At 62.4% G+C, this 15411-nt stretch carries 16 protein-coding genes; 10 read left to right on the forward strand and 6 right to left on the reverse strand.

Features of this window, described 5'->3' with window-relative positions; all coding sequences use genetic code 11:
* Window positions 1-40: 40 nt before the first annotated feature.
* Genes sdhC through CPI83_RS19010 form a run of 4 tightly spaced genes read left to right on the forward strand, consistent with a single transcriptional unit; the run spans window position 41 to window position 3436 of the window.
* Complete coding sequence (gene sdhC, locus CPI83_RS18995) at window positions 41-445, forward strand: succinate dehydrogenase, cytochrome b556 subunit (RefSeq protein ID WP_020969155.1); 405 nt, start codon at window positions 41-43, stop codon at window positions 443-445.
* A gap of 1 nt (window position 446) precedes the next feature.
* Window positions 447-902 carry a succinate dehydrogenase hydrophobic membrane anchor subunit gene (locus CPI83_RS19000; RefSeq protein ID WP_003940699.1) on the forward strand — a complete coding sequence of 152 codons (456 nt, stop codon included), beginning with the start codon at window positions 447-449 and terminating at the stop codon, window positions 900-902.
* 15 nt (window positions 903-917) lie between these two features.
* Window positions 918-2669 carry a succinate dehydrogenase flavoprotein subunit gene (gene sdhA, locus CPI83_RS19005; protein ID WP_019747692.1) on the forward strand — a complete coding sequence of 584 codons (1752 nt, stop codon included), beginning with the start codon at window positions 918-920 and terminating at the stop codon, window positions 2667-2669.
* Window positions 2669-3436 (forward strand): succinate dehydrogenase iron-sulfur subunit, encoded by a 768-nt coding sequence (locus CPI83_RS19010; protein ID WP_003940925.1) that lies wholly within the window; start codon window positions 2669-2671, stop codon window positions 3434-3436. Before sdhA ends, CPI83_RS19010 begins: the two co-directional genes overlap by 1 nt.
* Before the next feature lie 58 nt (window positions 3437-3494).
* Here CPI83_RS19010 and CPI83_RS19015 read toward each other — a convergent pair whose 3' ends face one another.
* The gene (locus CPI83_RS19015; RefSeq protein WP_097387561.1) at window positions 3495-4517 is read right to left on the reverse strand and encodes a LacI family DNA-binding transcriptional regulator; all 1023 of its coding nucleotides are present in this window, start codon (window positions 4515-4517) and stop codon (window positions 3495-3497) included.
* Between the two features lie 75 nt (window positions 4518-4592).
* On the opposite strand from CPI83_RS19015, the gene CPI83_RS19020 reads away from it, so the two are divergent.
* From CPI83_RS19020 to CPI83_RS19035, 4 genes are read left to right on the forward strand one after another with little or no spacing between them, the layout of a single operon-like run.
* Window positions 4593-5384, forward strand: a complete 792-nt coding sequence (locus tag CPI83_RS19020) for an SDR family oxidoreductase (protein ID WP_097387562.1) — start codon at window positions 4593-4595, stop codon at window positions 5382-5384.
* Complete coding sequence (locus CPI83_RS19025; protein ID WP_097387563.1) at window positions 5384-6424, forward strand: Gfo/Idh/MocA family oxidoreductase; 1041 nt, start codon at window positions 5384-5386, stop codon at window positions 6422-6424. The genes CPI83_RS19020 and CPI83_RS19025 overlap by 1 nt, the downstream gene beginning before the upstream one ends.
* Window positions 6421-7287, forward strand: a complete 867-nt coding sequence (locus CPI83_RS19030; protein ID WP_029254998.1) for a TIM barrel protein — start codon at window positions 6421-6423, stop codon at window positions 7285-7287. Before CPI83_RS19025 ends, CPI83_RS19030 begins: the two co-directional genes overlap by 4 nt.
* On the forward strand, window positions 7284-8285 hold the full coding sequence (locus CPI83_RS19035; protein ID WP_097387564.1) for a Gfo/Idh/MocA family oxidoreductase: 1002 nt from the start codon (window positions 7284-7286) through the stop codon (window positions 8283-8285). Before CPI83_RS19030 ends, CPI83_RS19035 begins: the two co-directional genes overlap by 4 nt.
* 58 nt (window positions 8286-8343) lie before the next feature.
* Here CPI83_RS19035 and CPI83_RS19040 read toward each other — a convergent pair whose 3' ends face one another.
* The 4 genes from CPI83_RS19040 to CPI83_RS19055 all read right to left on the reverse strand — a co-directional run bounded on the left by CPI83_RS19040 (window position 8344) and on the right by CPI83_RS19055 (window position 12439).
* A complete protein-coding gene (locus CPI83_RS19040) occupies window positions 8344-9156 on the reverse strand; it encodes an ATP-binding cassette domain-containing protein (RefSeq protein WP_007727336.1) in 813 nt (270 codons plus the stop codon).
* Window positions 9157-9159: 3 nt separating this feature from the next.
* Window positions 9160-10218 carry an ABC transporter permease gene (locus tag CPI83_RS19045; protein ID WP_097387565.1) on the reverse strand — a complete coding sequence of 353 codons (1059 nt, stop codon included), beginning with the start codon at window positions 10216-10218 and terminating at the stop codon, window positions 9160-9162.
* Window positions 10219-10281: 63 nt separating this feature from the next.
* Window positions 10282-11283, reverse strand: coding sequence for a substrate-binding domain-containing protein (locus tag CPI83_RS19050; RefSeq protein WP_007727338.1), 1002 nt, complete (start codon window positions 11281-11283; stop codon window positions 10282-10284).
* A 160-nt stretch (window positions 11284-11443) separates the two neighbouring features.
* On the reverse strand, window positions 11444-12439 hold the full coding sequence (locus CPI83_RS19055) for a LacI family DNA-binding transcriptional regulator (protein ID WP_223258044.1): 996 nt from the start codon (window positions 12437-12439) through the stop codon (window positions 11444-11446).
* A gap of 122 nt (window positions 12440-12561) precedes the next feature.
* Between CPI83_RS19055 and CPI83_RS19060 the strand changes: the two genes are divergently transcribed.
* Window positions 12562-13587, forward strand: coding sequence for a Gfo/Idh/MocA family oxidoreductase (locus CPI83_RS19060; protein ID WP_097387566.1), 1026 nt, complete (start codon window positions 12562-12564; stop codon window positions 13585-13587).
* Window positions 13584-14360: a TIM barrel protein gene (locus tag CPI83_RS19065; RefSeq protein WP_020907010.1), complete on the forward strand. Its 777-nt coding sequence runs from the start codon at window positions 13584-13586 to the stop codon at window positions 14358-14360. Before CPI83_RS19060 ends, CPI83_RS19065 begins: the two co-directional genes overlap by 4 nt.
* Here the strand turns inward: CPI83_RS19065 and CPI83_RS19070 are convergent.
* Entirely contained in the window at window positions 14357-15397 is a 1041-nt protein-coding gene (locus CPI83_RS19070; RefSeq protein ID WP_097387567.1) for a Gfo/Idh/MocA family oxidoreductase, read from the reverse strand. The genes CPI83_RS19065 and CPI83_RS19070 overlap by 4 nt on opposite strands.
* Between the last annotated feature and the right edge of the window lie 14 nt (window positions 15398-15411).

A 15411-nucleotide genomic window follows, 5' to 3' on the forward strand; every position in this document is an offset into this window, starting at 1 on the left:
CTCGACGCGTCCACCAATGACGTTGGAGGCACAGCACTCGATGAGTACTACGACTGAAGCCGCTCCTCAGAAGGAGCGCACGAGGTCGCTTTACCGGGGCGACCCCGGAATGTGGTCCTGGGTTCTACACCGGATCACAGGCGTCGCTACTTTCTTCTTCCTATTCGTACACGTTCTCGATACGGCACTCGTTCGGGTCAATCCCGATACGTACGACGCCGTCATCGACACGTACAAGAACCCCCTCGTCGGCCTCATGGAGATCGGCCTCGTCGGCGTAGTCCTCTACCACGCCCTCAACGGCGTGCGCGTGATGTTGGTGGACTTCTGGTCGAAGGGCCCGAAGTACCAGCGCGTCATGCTCTGGACCATTCTGACGATCTGGTTCCTGGTGATGATCCCAGGCGCCGGACGCATCCTCATCAACATGTTTGCGGAGCACTGACATGGCGACTACTCACGGACCCGAAGCCAAGAGCCTGGGCACCTCATACGACCGTCCCGCAAGCCTGGACAACCCGCGGTCCCCGCGCGCGAAGGCTCGGAACAACTTCGAGTTGTACGCATGGCTGTTCATGCGCTTCTCCGGCGTCGCCCTGATCGTTCTGGTCCTGGGCCACATGTTCATCATGCTGATGCTCGACGGTGGCGTTCACCGTCTGAACTTCGCATTCGTCGCAGGTCGCTGGTCCAGCCCGTTCTGGCAGTTCTGGGATCTGACGATGTTGTGGCTGGCACAGCTGCACGGCGGCAACGGCCTGCGCACGGTCATCGCGGACTACTCCCGCAAGGACTCCACGCGCTTCTGGCTGACCACGATCCTCGTTCTCTCGATGATCCTGATCATGGGCCTGGGCACGTACGTCATCTTCACCTTCGACCCCAATATCTCGGCGAGCTAGGGGAGCACAGACTTCATGCAGGAACATCGTTATGACGTGGTCATCGTCGGCGCCGGCGGCGCAGGCATGCGTGCGGCAATCGAAGCTGGCCCCCGTGCCCGCACGGCCGTACTGACCAAGCTCTACCCCACCCGCAGCCACACCGGCGCGGCCCAGGGCGGCATGTGTGCCGCACTGGCGAACGTGGAGGAAGACAACTGGGAGTGGCACACCTTCGACACCGTCAAGGGCGGCGACTACCTCGCCGACCAGGACGCCGTCGAGATCATGGCCAAAGAGGCCATCGACGCGGTGCTCGACCTCGAGAAGATGGGTCTGCCGTTCAACCGCACGCCCGAAGGCAAGATCGACCAGCGTCGATTCGGTGGCCACACACGTGACCACGGCAAGGCACCCGTCCGCCGTGCGTGTTACGCAGCGGACCGCACCGGTCACATGATTCTGCAGACGCTGTACCAGAACTGCGTCAAGCACGACGTCGAGTTCTTCAACGAGTTCTACGCGCTCGACATCGCCATCACCGAGACCGAGGACGGCCCGGTTGCCACCGGTGTCATCTGCTACGAGCTCTCGACCGGCGAGCTGCACATCTTCCACGCCAAGTCGATCATCTTCGCGACCGGCGGCTCGGGACGTATGTACAAGACGACGTCCAACGCGCACACCCTCACCGGTGACGGCATGGGCATCATCTTCCGCAAGGGCCTGCCCCTCGAGGACATGGAGTTCCACCAGTTCCACCCGACAGGACTCGCCGGTCTCGGCATCCTGATCTCGGAAGCCGTCCGTGGTGAAGGTGGCATTCTCCGTAATGCCGACGGTGAGCGCTTCATGGAGCGCTACGCCCCCACCATCAAGGACCTCGCTCCGCGTGACATCGTGGCCCGTTCGATGGTCCTCGAGGTTCTGGAAGGCCGCGGCGCCGGCCCGAACAAGGACTACGTCTACATCGACGTGACGCACATCCCCGAGGAAGTTCTCGACGAGAAGCTCCCCGACATCATGGAGTTCTCGCGCACCTACCTTGGCGTGGACCCCGTCAAGGAGCCCGTGCCCGTCTACCCGACGTGCCACTACGTCATGGGCGGTATCCCCACCAAGATCAACGGTGAGGTTCTGCGCAACAACGACGAGGTCGTCAAGGGCCTGTACGCCGCCGGCGAATGTGCCTGCGTTTCCGTGCACGGTGCAAACCGCCTCGGCACCAATTCGCTCCTCGACATCAACGTGTTCGGCCGCCGCGCCGGCATCGCTGCCGCCGAGTACGCGAACTCCACCGAGTTCGTCGACCTGCCGGAAACCCCGGCTGCGATGGTCGAAGACTGGGTCGGCGTCATCCTGTCCGATCACGGCCACGAGCGCGTTGCGGACATCCGCACCGAGCTGCAGCAGTCGATGGACAACAACGCCTCCGTCTTCCGCACCGAAGAGCGCCTCACCCAGGCACTCAAGGATGTGCGTGCTCTCAAGGAGCGCTACAACCACATCACGGTCCAAGACAAGGGCAAGCGCTACAACAGCGACCTGCTCGAGGCCATCGAGCTGGGCTTCCTCCTCGAAATGGCAGAGGTCACCGTCGTCGGCGCCCTCAACCGCAAGGAATCGCGCGGCGGCCACGCTCGTGAGGACTTCCCGGATCGCAACGACGCCGAGTACATGAAGCACACGATGGCGTACAAGGAGGGTGACGGCCTGCTCTCCGACATCCGTCTGGACTACAAGCCGGTGATCCAGACCCGCTACGAGCCGATGGAGCGTAAGTACTGATGTCTGCGCCTGCTGTAGATGCACCCAAACTCCCCGCTGTTCCCGAGGGGGCCGTCATGGTCACTCTCAAGATCGCGCGGATGAACCCCGAATCGGGCGAAGGCCAGCACTGGGACAGTTTCCAGGTCCCGGCACTGCCCACCGACCGTCTGCTCAACCTGCTGCTGTACGTGAAGGGTTACCTCGACGGCACCCTCACGTTCCGTCGCAGCTGCGCACACGGTGTCTGTGGATCGGACGCCATGCGGATCAACGGTGTGAACCGTCTGGCCTGCAAGCTGCTGATGAAGGACATGCTGCCCAAGGACGGCAAGCCGGTCACCATCACGGTCGAGCCCATCAAGGGCCTGCCCGTCGAGAAGGACCTGGTTGTCGACATGGAACCCTTCTTCGACGCATTCCGCGCCGTGAAGCCGTTCCTCATCACCAGTGGCAACGAGCCCACGCGTGAGCGCATCCAGAGCCAGCACGACCGTGCTCGTTTCGACGACACCACCAAGTGCATCCTCTGCGCATGCTGCACCACGTCGTGCCCCGTGTACTGGAGCGACGGCAGCTACTTCGGTCCCGCTGCCATCGTGAACGCACACCGGTTCATCTTCGACAGCCGTGACGAGGCCGCTTCCGAGCGTCTCGACATCCTGAACGACAAGGACGGCGTGTGGCGTTGCCGCACCACGTTCAACTGCACCGACGCATGCCCCCGCGGCATCCAGGTGACAAAGGCAATTCAGGAAGTCAAGCGAGCTCTGCTCTTCGCTCGATAGTCAGGCCTTCGGCCCTGTGCGCGGTTAGGGAGTCTCCGGACTCCTTAACCGCGCACAGCTATGTCGGGGGCATGTTGAGCGGTGTCACGACTTGAACCGGTGACGTCGTAAAGCCGAAGTGAGCGCCCATGGCGCCGTGTTCTTTCATGACCACCTGACAGGCAGTGCGAACATCCGCCCGCAGATCGTGGTGGAGCACCGCTGATATTCGCCTCTCCCCCAGCAGCTTTCGATTGTCACCGTCGAGATCGTGCGCGATGAAGACACTGCACTCCCGGTTCAGTTCTTCGAACGCGTCGACAGTGGCCAGGTTGCCACCACCGATCGAATACACGGCACGGATCTGCGGATCGGATTCGAGTGCAACTCGCACCAGTTTCCTACTCGTCTGATCCAGACCATCACTGTTCGGAATGTCGATCAACCGTCGATGCGGAGCCGCGACGCGCATGGCGGATCGAAATCCCATCTCCCGTTCTTCCTCCCCGCGAAAGAATCCGCTACTCATGCTGACCAGCACGTTGCCGTCCCGATCCCCCAGCCACTGATCGATCAAGTACGCGGCGGTGGCTCCGGCGGCTCGGTTGTCGATGCCGATGTAGGCGGCTCGCCTGCTACCGGGAACATCGGTCACCAACGTGACGACCGGAATCTTTGCCGCCACCAACCGGTCGATCGCCGCCACGACTTCCGGAGTGTCGGGAGCCTTGACGATGACTCCGTGGGATCCGCGTCGGCGAATCTTGTCGAGCGTCGACGTCATCGCTTCGACCGAACCGGTTTCACGAAAGTGGAACCGGGAACGAACGACAGCAGGCGCAAGGGTCGGCAGTTCAGCCTCGAGCGCGTCACGGACGGCGTCGGAAAACCTTGCGGGGGTTTGCAACACGACGTCGACGATGAACGTGCGACCGACCAGTTTCAGTTGCGAGCGTTGACGTTCCAGGTCCGTGATCGCTTGGCGAACCTCCGATCGTGTGCCCTCCCGAACTCCAGGACGGTCGTTGAGCACCCGGTCGACGGTGGCCTCACTCAGGCCCGACTGCTGAGCGATCTCCCGTACTTTGAATCGATGCGCCACAACTACCTCACGATGATGGATATTTGATGGTTTTTCGCTGTTGCTCGAGGTCTTCGTCACAGCCAGACTAAACCCATGACTTCTCCGCCGGGCGTAACCAGGCCCGCACTCCTCGCCGACACCGTCTTACTGGTCAGTGGCGGCTCGCAAGGCGTCGGCGCCGGCGTCGTACGCGCCGCAGTCCGTGAGGGCGCTCAGGTGGCTTTCACTGGCAGACGCCCGGACGTCGGAAAAGCTCTCGAGGCAGAACTTCCGGGAACCCACTTCATCGAAGCCGATGTGGCGCAGACCGATTCCGCGCTCGCCAGCGTGGCCGAGACGATCTCACATTTCGGCCGTGTGGATGCCCTCGTCAATTCCGCCGGACTCACCTCGCGCGGCACGCTGCTCGACACCACCGAGGAACTCTTCGACCAGCACATCGCGGTGAACCTTCGCGGTCCGTTCTTCACGATGCAGGCAGCCGTCAAGGACATGCGCGAGCGTGCGGTCCCCGGGTCCATCGTCAACATCATCTCCACGTCCGAACTCGGCGGGCAACCGTATCTCGCGCCGTACGTCGCAGCGAAGGCCGGGCTGGCGGGGCTGACCCGCAACGCCGCCCATGCGCATCGCTGGGATCGTATCCGGATCAACGGTCTCGACATCGGGTGGACACAGACCGAGGGAGAAGACCTCACGCAGAGAGCTTTTCACGACGCTGGTGACGACTGGCAGGAACGTGCGGGCAGCACCCTCCCCATGGGCAAGCTCGGACAGGTCGACGAAATCGCCGACTTCGTCGTCTTCCTGCTCTCCGATCGCAGCGGAGTCGTGACAGGCTCGATCATCGACTGGGACCAGAACGTCTTCGGAGGGCTGGACTGATGGGCGCTCGTATCGGAATCATCGGCCTCGGACGAATCGGCAGCTACCACGCCCGAAACCTGCTGACGACGGACGGCGTCGACGCACTGGTTGTCACCGACGTCGACGCACGTCGAACCTCGGACGTGGCAAGCGAACTCGACGTGGAGTCCGCTGCCGATCCCGACGCGCTTTTAGCGTCAGGCATCGACGGCGTTCTGATCGCCGCGTCGTCGAGTTCGCACGCCGACCTGATCGAAGCCGCTGTCCGCCGAGACATCCCGACGTTCTGCGAAAAGCCGGTAGCCGACTCGATCGAATCCTCGGTTCGTGTACTCGCGACTGCCGAGCAGACGTCGGTACCAGTCCAGATCGGATTTCAGCGCCGATTCGACCCGTCATTTGTGGCGGCGTACGACGCAGTTCGATCTGGAGAACTCGGTTGGATCCACACTCTCCGATCGACCACCCTCGACCCCGCTCCCCCGCCGATCTCGTACATCGAACACTCCGGCGGCATCTTCCGCGACTGCTCGATCCACGATTTCGACATCGTCAGGTGGGTCAGCGGCCGCGAAGTCACCACGGTTTTTGCCACCGGCTCGAATCAGGGTGATCGCGGGATCGCCGATGCCGGTGACGTCGACACCGCCGCAACGGTTCTCACTTTCGAAGGCGGAACCATCGCGGTCGTGTCAAATACCCGCTACAACGGCCGCGGCTACGACTGCCGACTCGAGGTACTCGGCTCGGCGGACTCCGTCGTTGCCGGGCTGGACGACCGCTTGCCACTCCGCTCTCTCGACCCCGGAACATCGTTCCCCTCGAAGGAGCCGTACACGTTCTTCATGGACCGCTTCACGTCCGCCTACCGTGCGGAACTCGAAGCATTCCTCGGCGTTGTCGCCGGGCGTCGGGAATCACCGTGCACGCCCACAGATGCGGTCGAGTCGGCCTGGATCTCCGAAGCTGCAACGCACTCTCTGCGCGAGGGTCGGCCCGTCACGATCACCGAAGTCAAAGATCTGTTCCTTCACGACAAGAATGAGGCACACACATGAGCACTCCTCGCATCGCCGGCGCACCGATCTCCTGGGGCGTGTGCGAAGTCCCGGGCTGGGGCTACCAACTCGACCCTGCGCAAGTCCTCCGGGAAATGCGCGAAGTCGGTCTGGCTGCAACGGAAATCGGACCGGAGGGCTTTCTGCCGACAGCACCCGCCGAAATGGCCAAGGTGCTCGCGGATCATGATCTGAGCGCAGTCGGCGGGTTTGCACCAGTACTGCTGCACGATGACGATCATGATCCGGTGCCCGGCATCTCCCCCATCCTCGACGGTTTTGTCGCCTCGGGTGCCGAGGTTTTGGTTCTGGCCGCCGCGACGGGTTCCGACGGCTACGATTCACGCCCAGAACTGGACGAGCAGAGTTGGAAAACCCTGCTGCACAATCTCGATCGCCTCACCGACGCCGCCGCCGAGCGTGGAATCAGGGCAGTTGTCCACCCTCACGTCGGAACGATGATCGAGCAGCGCGACGAGGTCCTGCGAGTGCTCGACGGCTCGGCCATCCCACTGTGCCTGGACACCGGCCACCTGTTGATCGGCGGCACCGATCCGGTCGACCTGGCGCGTCAAGCTCCCGAGCGCATCACCCACGTGCATCTCAAGGACGTCGACGATGCCCTCGCATCACGCGTTCGCAGTGGTGAGCTCACCTACACCGACGGCGTGAAGGCGGGAATGTACCGTCCACTCGGTGGCGGCGACGTCGACATCGCCGGTGTCACAGCCATATTGCAGCGCCACGGTTTCGACGGATGGTACGTGCTCGAGCAGGACACCATTCTGACCGAGGCTCCGTCCGACGAGGGACCGGTGCGTGATGTGCGAGCGAGCGTCGAGTATCTGCGGTCGGTTCTGTGACACCTACCCCGCTGCGGATAGGCATTCTGGGAGCCTCACGCATCGCCGAGAACGCGATGATCAAACCTGCAACGGCCACCGGGCACCGCCTGGTGGCCGTTGCCGCACGCAGCCCCGAGCGGGCCAGAGCCTATGCGGCCCAGCATGGGATCGAACGGGTGGTCGGTTCGTACGCCGAGCTGATCTCGGATCCGGAGGTGGACGTCGTCTACAACGCGCTGCCCAACAGCCTGCACGGACCGTGGAATCTCGCCGCCGTTCAGGCCGGCAAGCACGTGCTGACGGAGAAACCGTTTTCGAGCAACGCGGTGGAAGCGCGTGCTGTAGCCGAGGCAGCGCGCGTGAGCGGAGTGACGCTGCTCGAGGGGTTCCACTACCTCTTTCATCCGGTGAACCGGCGCCTGCTGGATGTGGTTCGGAGCGGCACAGTCGGCGCGGTCACTCGGGTGGAAACCGTACTGCGGATGCCCAAACCATCCGAGAATGACCCGCGGTGGGAGCTCGCCTTGGCAGGCGGGTCACTGATGGACCTGGGCTGCTACGGGTTACATGCTTCCCGGATGCTGAGTGACGTCTGTGGTGGTGCGCCAGTGGTGACCGGGACCCGCCACGAGGAATACGCTTCGGGGGTCGATTCGTGGTTCGACATCGAACTCGAGTATCCCGGCGGAGCGCGGGCATCCGTTGTGACAACGATGTTGGACGAGAAGTACCACTTCACTTTCCGGGTCTTCGGAACCAACGGAGACGTCCTGGTGCACAACTTCCTCCAGCCGGACGTCGACGACCGTGTCTCCGTCACTGTCGATGGGCGCACGAGTATCGAGCATCTGGGCACGAAGTCGTCGTACACCTGTCAACTCGAAGCGTTCGCCGATCATCTGTCCGGGGTCTCGGCGCTGCCGATCGGACCGGGCGACGCGGTAGCCAACATGACGATGATCGACGAGGCGTACATGCATTCCGGCCTCGGGGTTCGGCCGACGACCATCCTCTGACGAAACGACTACAGCCTCGGTTCGATTCGAACCGAGGCTGTAGTCGCGAGGTTTTGATCTAGCGGCGAAGCTCGTGGGTCAGTGTCTCGAGCTCGTCACCGCCCGCCATCTCCTTGGTCAGTTCTTCGAGTGAGATGTCGTCGTACTTGGCGTCGAGCTTCTGCCTGCCTCGGTTGAGGAGCACGAAGTGATCGCCGACCATGTACGCGTGGTGCGGATTGTGCGTGATGAAGATGACGCCGAATCCCTGTTCCTTGGCAGCGGTGATGTAGCGCAACACCATTCCCGACTGCTTGACGCCGAGCGCTGCTGTCGGCTCGTCGAGAATCAGCACGCGGGCACCGAAGAAGATGGCGCGGGCGATGGCAACACACTGACGCTGACCGCCCGAGAGACTACCGATCGGTGCGTCGACGTCAGGCAGTTCGATGCCCATCTTCGACAGTTCCGAAAGAGTCGTCGCGCGCATGGCGTTGGCGTCGAGCGACTTGATCAGACCACCCTTGCGCAGTTCCTGCCCGAGGAAGAAGTTGCGCCACACCGGCATCAACGCAACAACGGCGAGGTCCTGATAGACCGTCGCAATGCCTTTGCCAAGCGCCTCTTTAGGCGAGTGGAACGTTGTCGGTTCGCCGTCGACGAGTAGTTCACCTTCGCTCTGCTGGTGCAGACCGGCGATGATCTTGATCAGCGTGGACTTGCCTGCGCCGTTGTCACCGAGCACACCGGTCACTTCACCCGCGCCGACGCGCAGGTTGATTCCCTTGAGCGCGATGATGTTTCCGTATTGCTTACCGACGTCCTTGAGCTCGATCAGTGGCACGTTGCCGCCCGAGTTCGAGAGAGCGGGAACTTCAGCTGTGGTACTCATGTGTCACCTTTTCGCAGCGTAGTTGCGGAATGCGTTGTTGGCGATGACCGCGAACAGCAGCATGGCGCCGAGGAAGAACTTGAACCAGTCCGGGTTCCAGCCTGCGTAGACGATGCCCTGGTTGGTCATACCGAAGATGAATGCGCCGATCGCAGCGCCGATCGCGGTTCCGTAACCACCGGTGAGCAAACAACCGCCGATGACTGCGGCGATGATGTACAGGAACTCGTTACCGACACCCTGACCGGACTGAACGGTGTTGAACGAGAACAGCAGATGCATGCCCACGAACCAGGCAGCAAAGCCGACGGTCATGAACAGGCCGATCTTGACTGCGGTCACCGGCACACCGATCGCGCGGGCGCTGTCCTGATTGCCGCCGACCGCGAAGATCCAGTTGCCGATCTTGGTCTTGAACAAAACAAATGTTGCAATCGCGGTGAACAGCAGCCACCACATGACCGTGATCTTGACGGACACCCCGAAGACCGAGAACGACGACGCGAATACCTTTTTCGCAGAATCGAATCCGGCCATGTCGGAGACGCTGGGTGTGGCAACCTGACCACTCACGAGCTTGGTGACGGCCAGGTTGATTCCGGTCAGCATCAGGAACGAGCTCAGGGTGATGAGGAAGCTGGGAATCTTCGTCTTCATGACGAGGTAGCCGTTGAAGAATCCGACTGCGAGCGAAACGACGAGCGCCAGAATCGCACCCACCCACAGATTGAGGTGCAGGTTGTAGGCGATCATCGACGCGGCGAGCGAGGACGTGGTGACTGCGACGCCGGCGGAGAGGTCGAACTCGCCGCCGATCATGAGCAGGGCGACCGCGCAAGCCATGATGCCGATCGTGGAGCTGGAGTAGAGCACTGTCGCAAGCGCTTCCGGCGTACGGAACGGTGCCGCGACGATACAGAAGAAGATGAAGATGGCGATGGCGCCGACAAGTGAACCCATCTCCGGGCGGAGCAGTAGGCGCTGAATGCGCTTTTGCTCCTTCACCCGTTCATCGGTCACGACTTTGTGGGCGGCAAGGTCGAGATCTGCCTGAGTGGACATGATTTCCCTTCCGTGCTGGACAGGCGCACGGAGGGCGGACTCTCAGCCCTCCGTGCGCCTGGATCAGCGAGTTCCGTTCTTGGCGTACTCGGCGACCGAGTCGATGTTGGTGTTGTCGATGAACGCGGGTCCGGTCAGGGTCGGCAAGCCGCCACCGATCACGTTGCCGTTGTTGAGGTAAAGCCACAGCGAATCGATGGCGAGGTAGCCCTGCAGGAAGGGTTGCTGGTCCACTGCCCACTGCACGTCACCGGATTTGATGGCGTCGACGAGCGCCGCGTTGGTGTCGAAGGTGACGACCTTCGCCTTGCTGCCCGCATTGCCGACCGACGTCACGGACGTCAAAGCAAATGGAGCACCGAGTGCGAGAACTCGATCGATTGCCGGGTCCTGTTGAAGTTTCGCGGTGATGGTCGATTCCACCGACGGCATGTCCTTGCCGTTGACGTTGAGAATCTCCGTCGTTCCCTTGAACGACTTCTTCACTCCGGCACAACGTGATTCGAGGCTCACGTTGCCCTGCTCCTGAATGACGCACAACACCTTGGTGGCACCTTCGGTGTTGAGTCGCTCGCCGGCAGCTTCACCGGCAATCGACTCGTCCTGACCGAAGTACTCCTTGACGCCCATGTCCTTCCAGGTTTCGAGGCCCGAGTTGAGGGCGACCACCGGAATGCCCGCGGCGGTGGCACTTTGGACCGCGGCAACCATGGCGTCAGGCTTCGCGAGGGTCACGGCAATCCCGTCGACCTTGCTGTCGATCGCACTCTGAACCAAGTTGGCCTGATTCGGCGCCTCGGGATCGGCGGAGTACCGAAGCTCGATGTTGTCCTTGGCCGCTGCGGTTTCGGCTCCCTTGCGCACCAGATCCCAGAACGTGTCACCGGGAACTTCGTGAGTGATCATCGCAATGGTGGCGCGGGGCGTGTCCGCCGTACCCGCGCCCATTCCGGATCCGGAAGAATCCGGCTTTCCGCCGGTGCTTGAACAGGCGGCCAGACCCAAGACCACGACTGAGGCTCCGGCCAGTACGGCAACGCTCTTGCGTCCCGTGAGAAACGACATGTGAACTCCCTCTCGACATCAACCAACGGCCCGCGAACGGATGGTGCTCGGTTGTATGTGAAAGATGTAATACCCGTCACAGTCGAATGTCAATAGTTTGTTCTGACATTAGGACTGCTTATCAAAGACCGAACAAACTGATTGAAGTCGAAACTGCAGGTCAATGCCCTGCGGGTCCAGTTGAACCTCGAACCACCAGTTGTGGCTGCGCGACAATGTCCTTGCCCAATGGCCCACTTCCGCCGTCGAGGCGTTCGGAGATCCGCTCCACCGCGGCGCCGCCCAGAAACGCCGTGTCCTGCCCGACACTGGTCAGATCGATGTGCGCCAAACCTGCCAATGCACTGTTGTCGAATCCGATCACGGAAACGTCGCCAGGCACCGAGATCCCGGCACGCAGGAAGACGTCGAGAACTCCGAGCGCGCAGCGATCGTTGAAAGCGAAGACCGCCCCGGGTAACCCACCCTCGACCATCGACCTGGCGGCAGCTGCGCCGAACTCCTCCGTGAGACCGCCGGGAAGAATTCTCGGCTCCAGACCTGCCGCTCGCATGGCCTTGCGGTAGCCCTGACGCCGTTCCTGGGCGCCAGGGCCTCGCCCGCCGTCGACGTGGGCGATCGAGCGGTGCCCGAGTTCGACAAGGTGATTCACGGCCATCACCGCGCCCGCCTCGTCATCTGTTCGGACAACATCCACGTGCACTGACGACATCTTCCGCGCGATTACGACAACGGGAACCTTGTCGGCCAGGTCGACGATCTCTGCTTCCGGCGCCTGTGAACCCAACAGCAAGATCGCCTCACACCGGTCGTCGAGCAGGGTCCGCGTTGCACGAGAATCCGGCCGTCGCTCCGAGACCGCACTGAGGACGACGTCGTAGCGCGACCGTTCGGCGGCCACATAGATTTCGTCGAGCAGCTCCGCGTGAAATGTTTGCGCCGCAACGTAACTGACACCGATCAGGCGGCTGCGATGTTGGCGCAGCAGTCGCGCCGCGTTGTCGGGTCGATAGCCGAGTTCGTCCGCGGCCGCCTTGACCCGTACCCGCGTCGCATCGCTGGCACCTGGGACATCACGAATGACGATGGACACCAGGGCGCGTGACACACCGGCCAGGTCTGCTACGTCTTGCAAGGTGGGGCGTCGACTGTTCACCTCCACAGACTAGATCGTTCCAGCGAATACGCACCGAAGCATTGACGCGCGCCGCAACCAGCGCTTTACTGGCATGGACTAGAACGATCTAGTTCCTCATTCTCACTCCGAACGGAGCCCCCATGTCTGCCTCTGTTGCAGTCGGTCTCATCGGCGCCGGATGGATCGGCCGCTTCCACGGCGAGTCCGTCGCGCTGCGTATCTCCGGCACCCGTCTCGTCGCCGTCGCCGATCCTGCGCCCGGCGCTGCGGCGTCGTTGATCGAACGTGTCAGTCCCGACGCCCGCGCGTACACCGACGCCCTTGAGCTGATTACCGATCCGACCGTCGAAGCGGTGCTCATCAGCACGCCCGCATCAACTCACACCGATCTCGTGGTGGCCGCCGCGGAGGCCGGCAAACATGTCTTCTGCGAAAAGCCGATGGCCTTGACACTCGAGGACGCCGATCGCGCGATCGGCGCATGTGCCGCGAACAACGTTGCGCTGCAAGTCGGTTTCAACCGGCGCTTCGCCGCCGACTTCACCGCGGCCCACGACGTGATCACCGCCGGCGGGATCGGAACCCCACAGCTACTTCGTTCTCTGACCCGCGACCCAGGAATCACCGCCGACGTCGCCTCCCGAGTCAAGCCGTGGACCATCTTCAACGAGACGCTGATTCATGACTTCGACGCTCTGCTCTGGCTCAACCCCGGGGCACGCGTCGTCGAGGTGTTCGCGCAGGCCGATGCTCTCATCCATCCGCAGTACAAGGAGCAGGGGTACCTCGACACGTCGATGGTTCAGTTGCGCTTCGACAACGGCGCCCTCGCGTCGGCCGAGGCCAACTTCCAAGCCACCTACGGTTACGACGTGCGCGGCGAAGTTTTCGGTTCCGGTGGAATGGTGAGTGCAGGCGAGGTCACGCGGACCGCGATGCGTCATTACAGCTCACCGGGCGTTCTGGCCGACACACCTCGGGTGAACATCGAACTGTTTCACGACGCCTATGTTGCCCAGCTGGTGCACTTCGCAGACTGCATCCTCTCCGGCAGTGCGCCGTCGGTCGACGGTCTCGATGCTCGCAACGCCCTGGAAATCGCACTGGCCGCAAAAGAATCCGTGGAAACCGGACTGCCCGTCTCGTTGCTGGCGGTGCCGCAGTGAGCCCCTTCGACTTGGCGGTCTCTGCCGAGATGACGTTCACCGAACTCCCTGTCGTCGAGCGTGTTCGGCGGATCTCGGAGGCGGGGTTCGCAGCTGAGATCTGGAGTTGGCAAGACAAAGACCTCGAAGCTCTGGTCGCCACCGGAGCTCGGTTCTCCTCGATGACCGGCTATCTCCACGGCGATTTGTTCGACGAAGCCGGCAGCGCCGAACTGGTACGCACAGCGGCGCTATGCCTCGCTCCGGCAGCGAAACTCGGCGTTCCCCGGCTGAACTTCCATACCGGCGAGCTGATCGACGGACAGGCTGCGCGCCCGCAGTATCGAACTACGGGAGCGATGTGGCTGACCGCCCAACGCGCTCTCGAGAAGATCGCGAGACTGGGCGAAGAAGCCGGAGTCGTCTTCTGCCTCGAGAATCTCAATACGATCGTCGATCACCCCGGCGTACCGATGGCCCGCGCCAAAGACACTCTGGCACTGGTGGAATCCGTCTCACACCCCAACCTCAAGATGATGCTCGACCTCTACCACGCACAGATCGGCGAAGGAAACCTCATCGAACTCGTGCGGCGTTGTGGTGACAACATCGGCGAGATTCAGGTGGCCGACGTACCCGGCCGATGCGAACCCGGAACCGGCGAGATCAACTACCCCGCCATCGCACGCGTGCTCGCCGACCAGGGTTACACCGGCACGATCGGTTTGGAGGGCTGGGCATCCGGAGACAGTGACACCGCACTCACTGCTTTCCGGAAGGCCTTTACGCTCTAGCCCTCACCCGGGAACGTGATCCCCACCTGACGCCGGATCTCGTCGAGGATGTCGAGCGTCGCAATGGCCGCGTCGAGCGGATGGACCGGCGACTCGATATCCCCGGCGGTGATCCGCCGCGCCGCCTCGGCCGCCTCGAACGCGAGACCTCCGACGTATCCGTCGACCGGATCGTCGTAGCGCGCAGATCTTCCGTCACCTAGCCGGACAGTGAAGGCCCCGGGCCGGTAGAACGTCGAGTCCAGAACGATCATCCCCTTGTCGCCGCAGATCGAGGCCGTGTTGGGCGTGTCAGCAAGGATCGTGGTGTTCAGACTGGCCTGAGCAATGCCTGCCCAGGACAGAACCGCTGAGATCTGGCCGTTCACCATGTCATTCGCCGGCTCGCCCAGGGCAGCAACCGCAGTAGGAACACCCAATACCCGATACGCGAGACTGACCGGATAGGTCCCGAGGTCGAGAAGTGGCCCACCCGCAAGCACTGGATCGTAGATACGATGATCGGTCTCGAACCGTTCGCCGTGATCGGCCAGAACCGTACGTATGGTTCCCAGCAGTCCAGCCTCGAGGATCTGGTCGATCACGTCGAACTTGGGCAGAAACGACGTCCACATCGCCTCCATGCAAAACAGTCCGAGCGCAGTCGCCCGCTCCTGAATCGCCCGTCCCTGCGCTGCGTTCAAAGCCAGCGGCTTTTCGATCACGACATGCTTGCCGTGATCCAATGCCGCCATCGCGCAATCGAAATGAGCAGTGTGCGGCGTTGCGACATAGACGACGTCCACATCCTCGGAGGCAAGCAAAGCGTCGTAGCTACCGTGAGCGCGTCCGATCCCCCAATTGTCCGCGAAGGCCTGAGCGCGGGTGAGTCCGCGCGAAGCGACGGCCGTGACTTCCTGCGCTGTATTTCTCTGCAGTGACTCCACGAAGCGCTGTGCAATCCAGCCAGGCCCGAGGATCCCCCAGCGCAAAGTCGGAGCGTCGACCGGATCGGGGACCCGGGTGCGAGGGAGTTCCAGAACTGTAGAAGAAGTCATGCCTCGAACTGTAG

It is taken from the genome of Rhodococcus sp. H-CA8f (assembly GCF_002501585.1).
In the GTDB taxonomy this organism is placed as follows: domain Bacteria; phylum Actinomycetota; class Actinomycetes; order Mycobacteriales; family Mycobacteriaceae; genus Rhodococcus_F; species Rhodococcus_F erythropolis.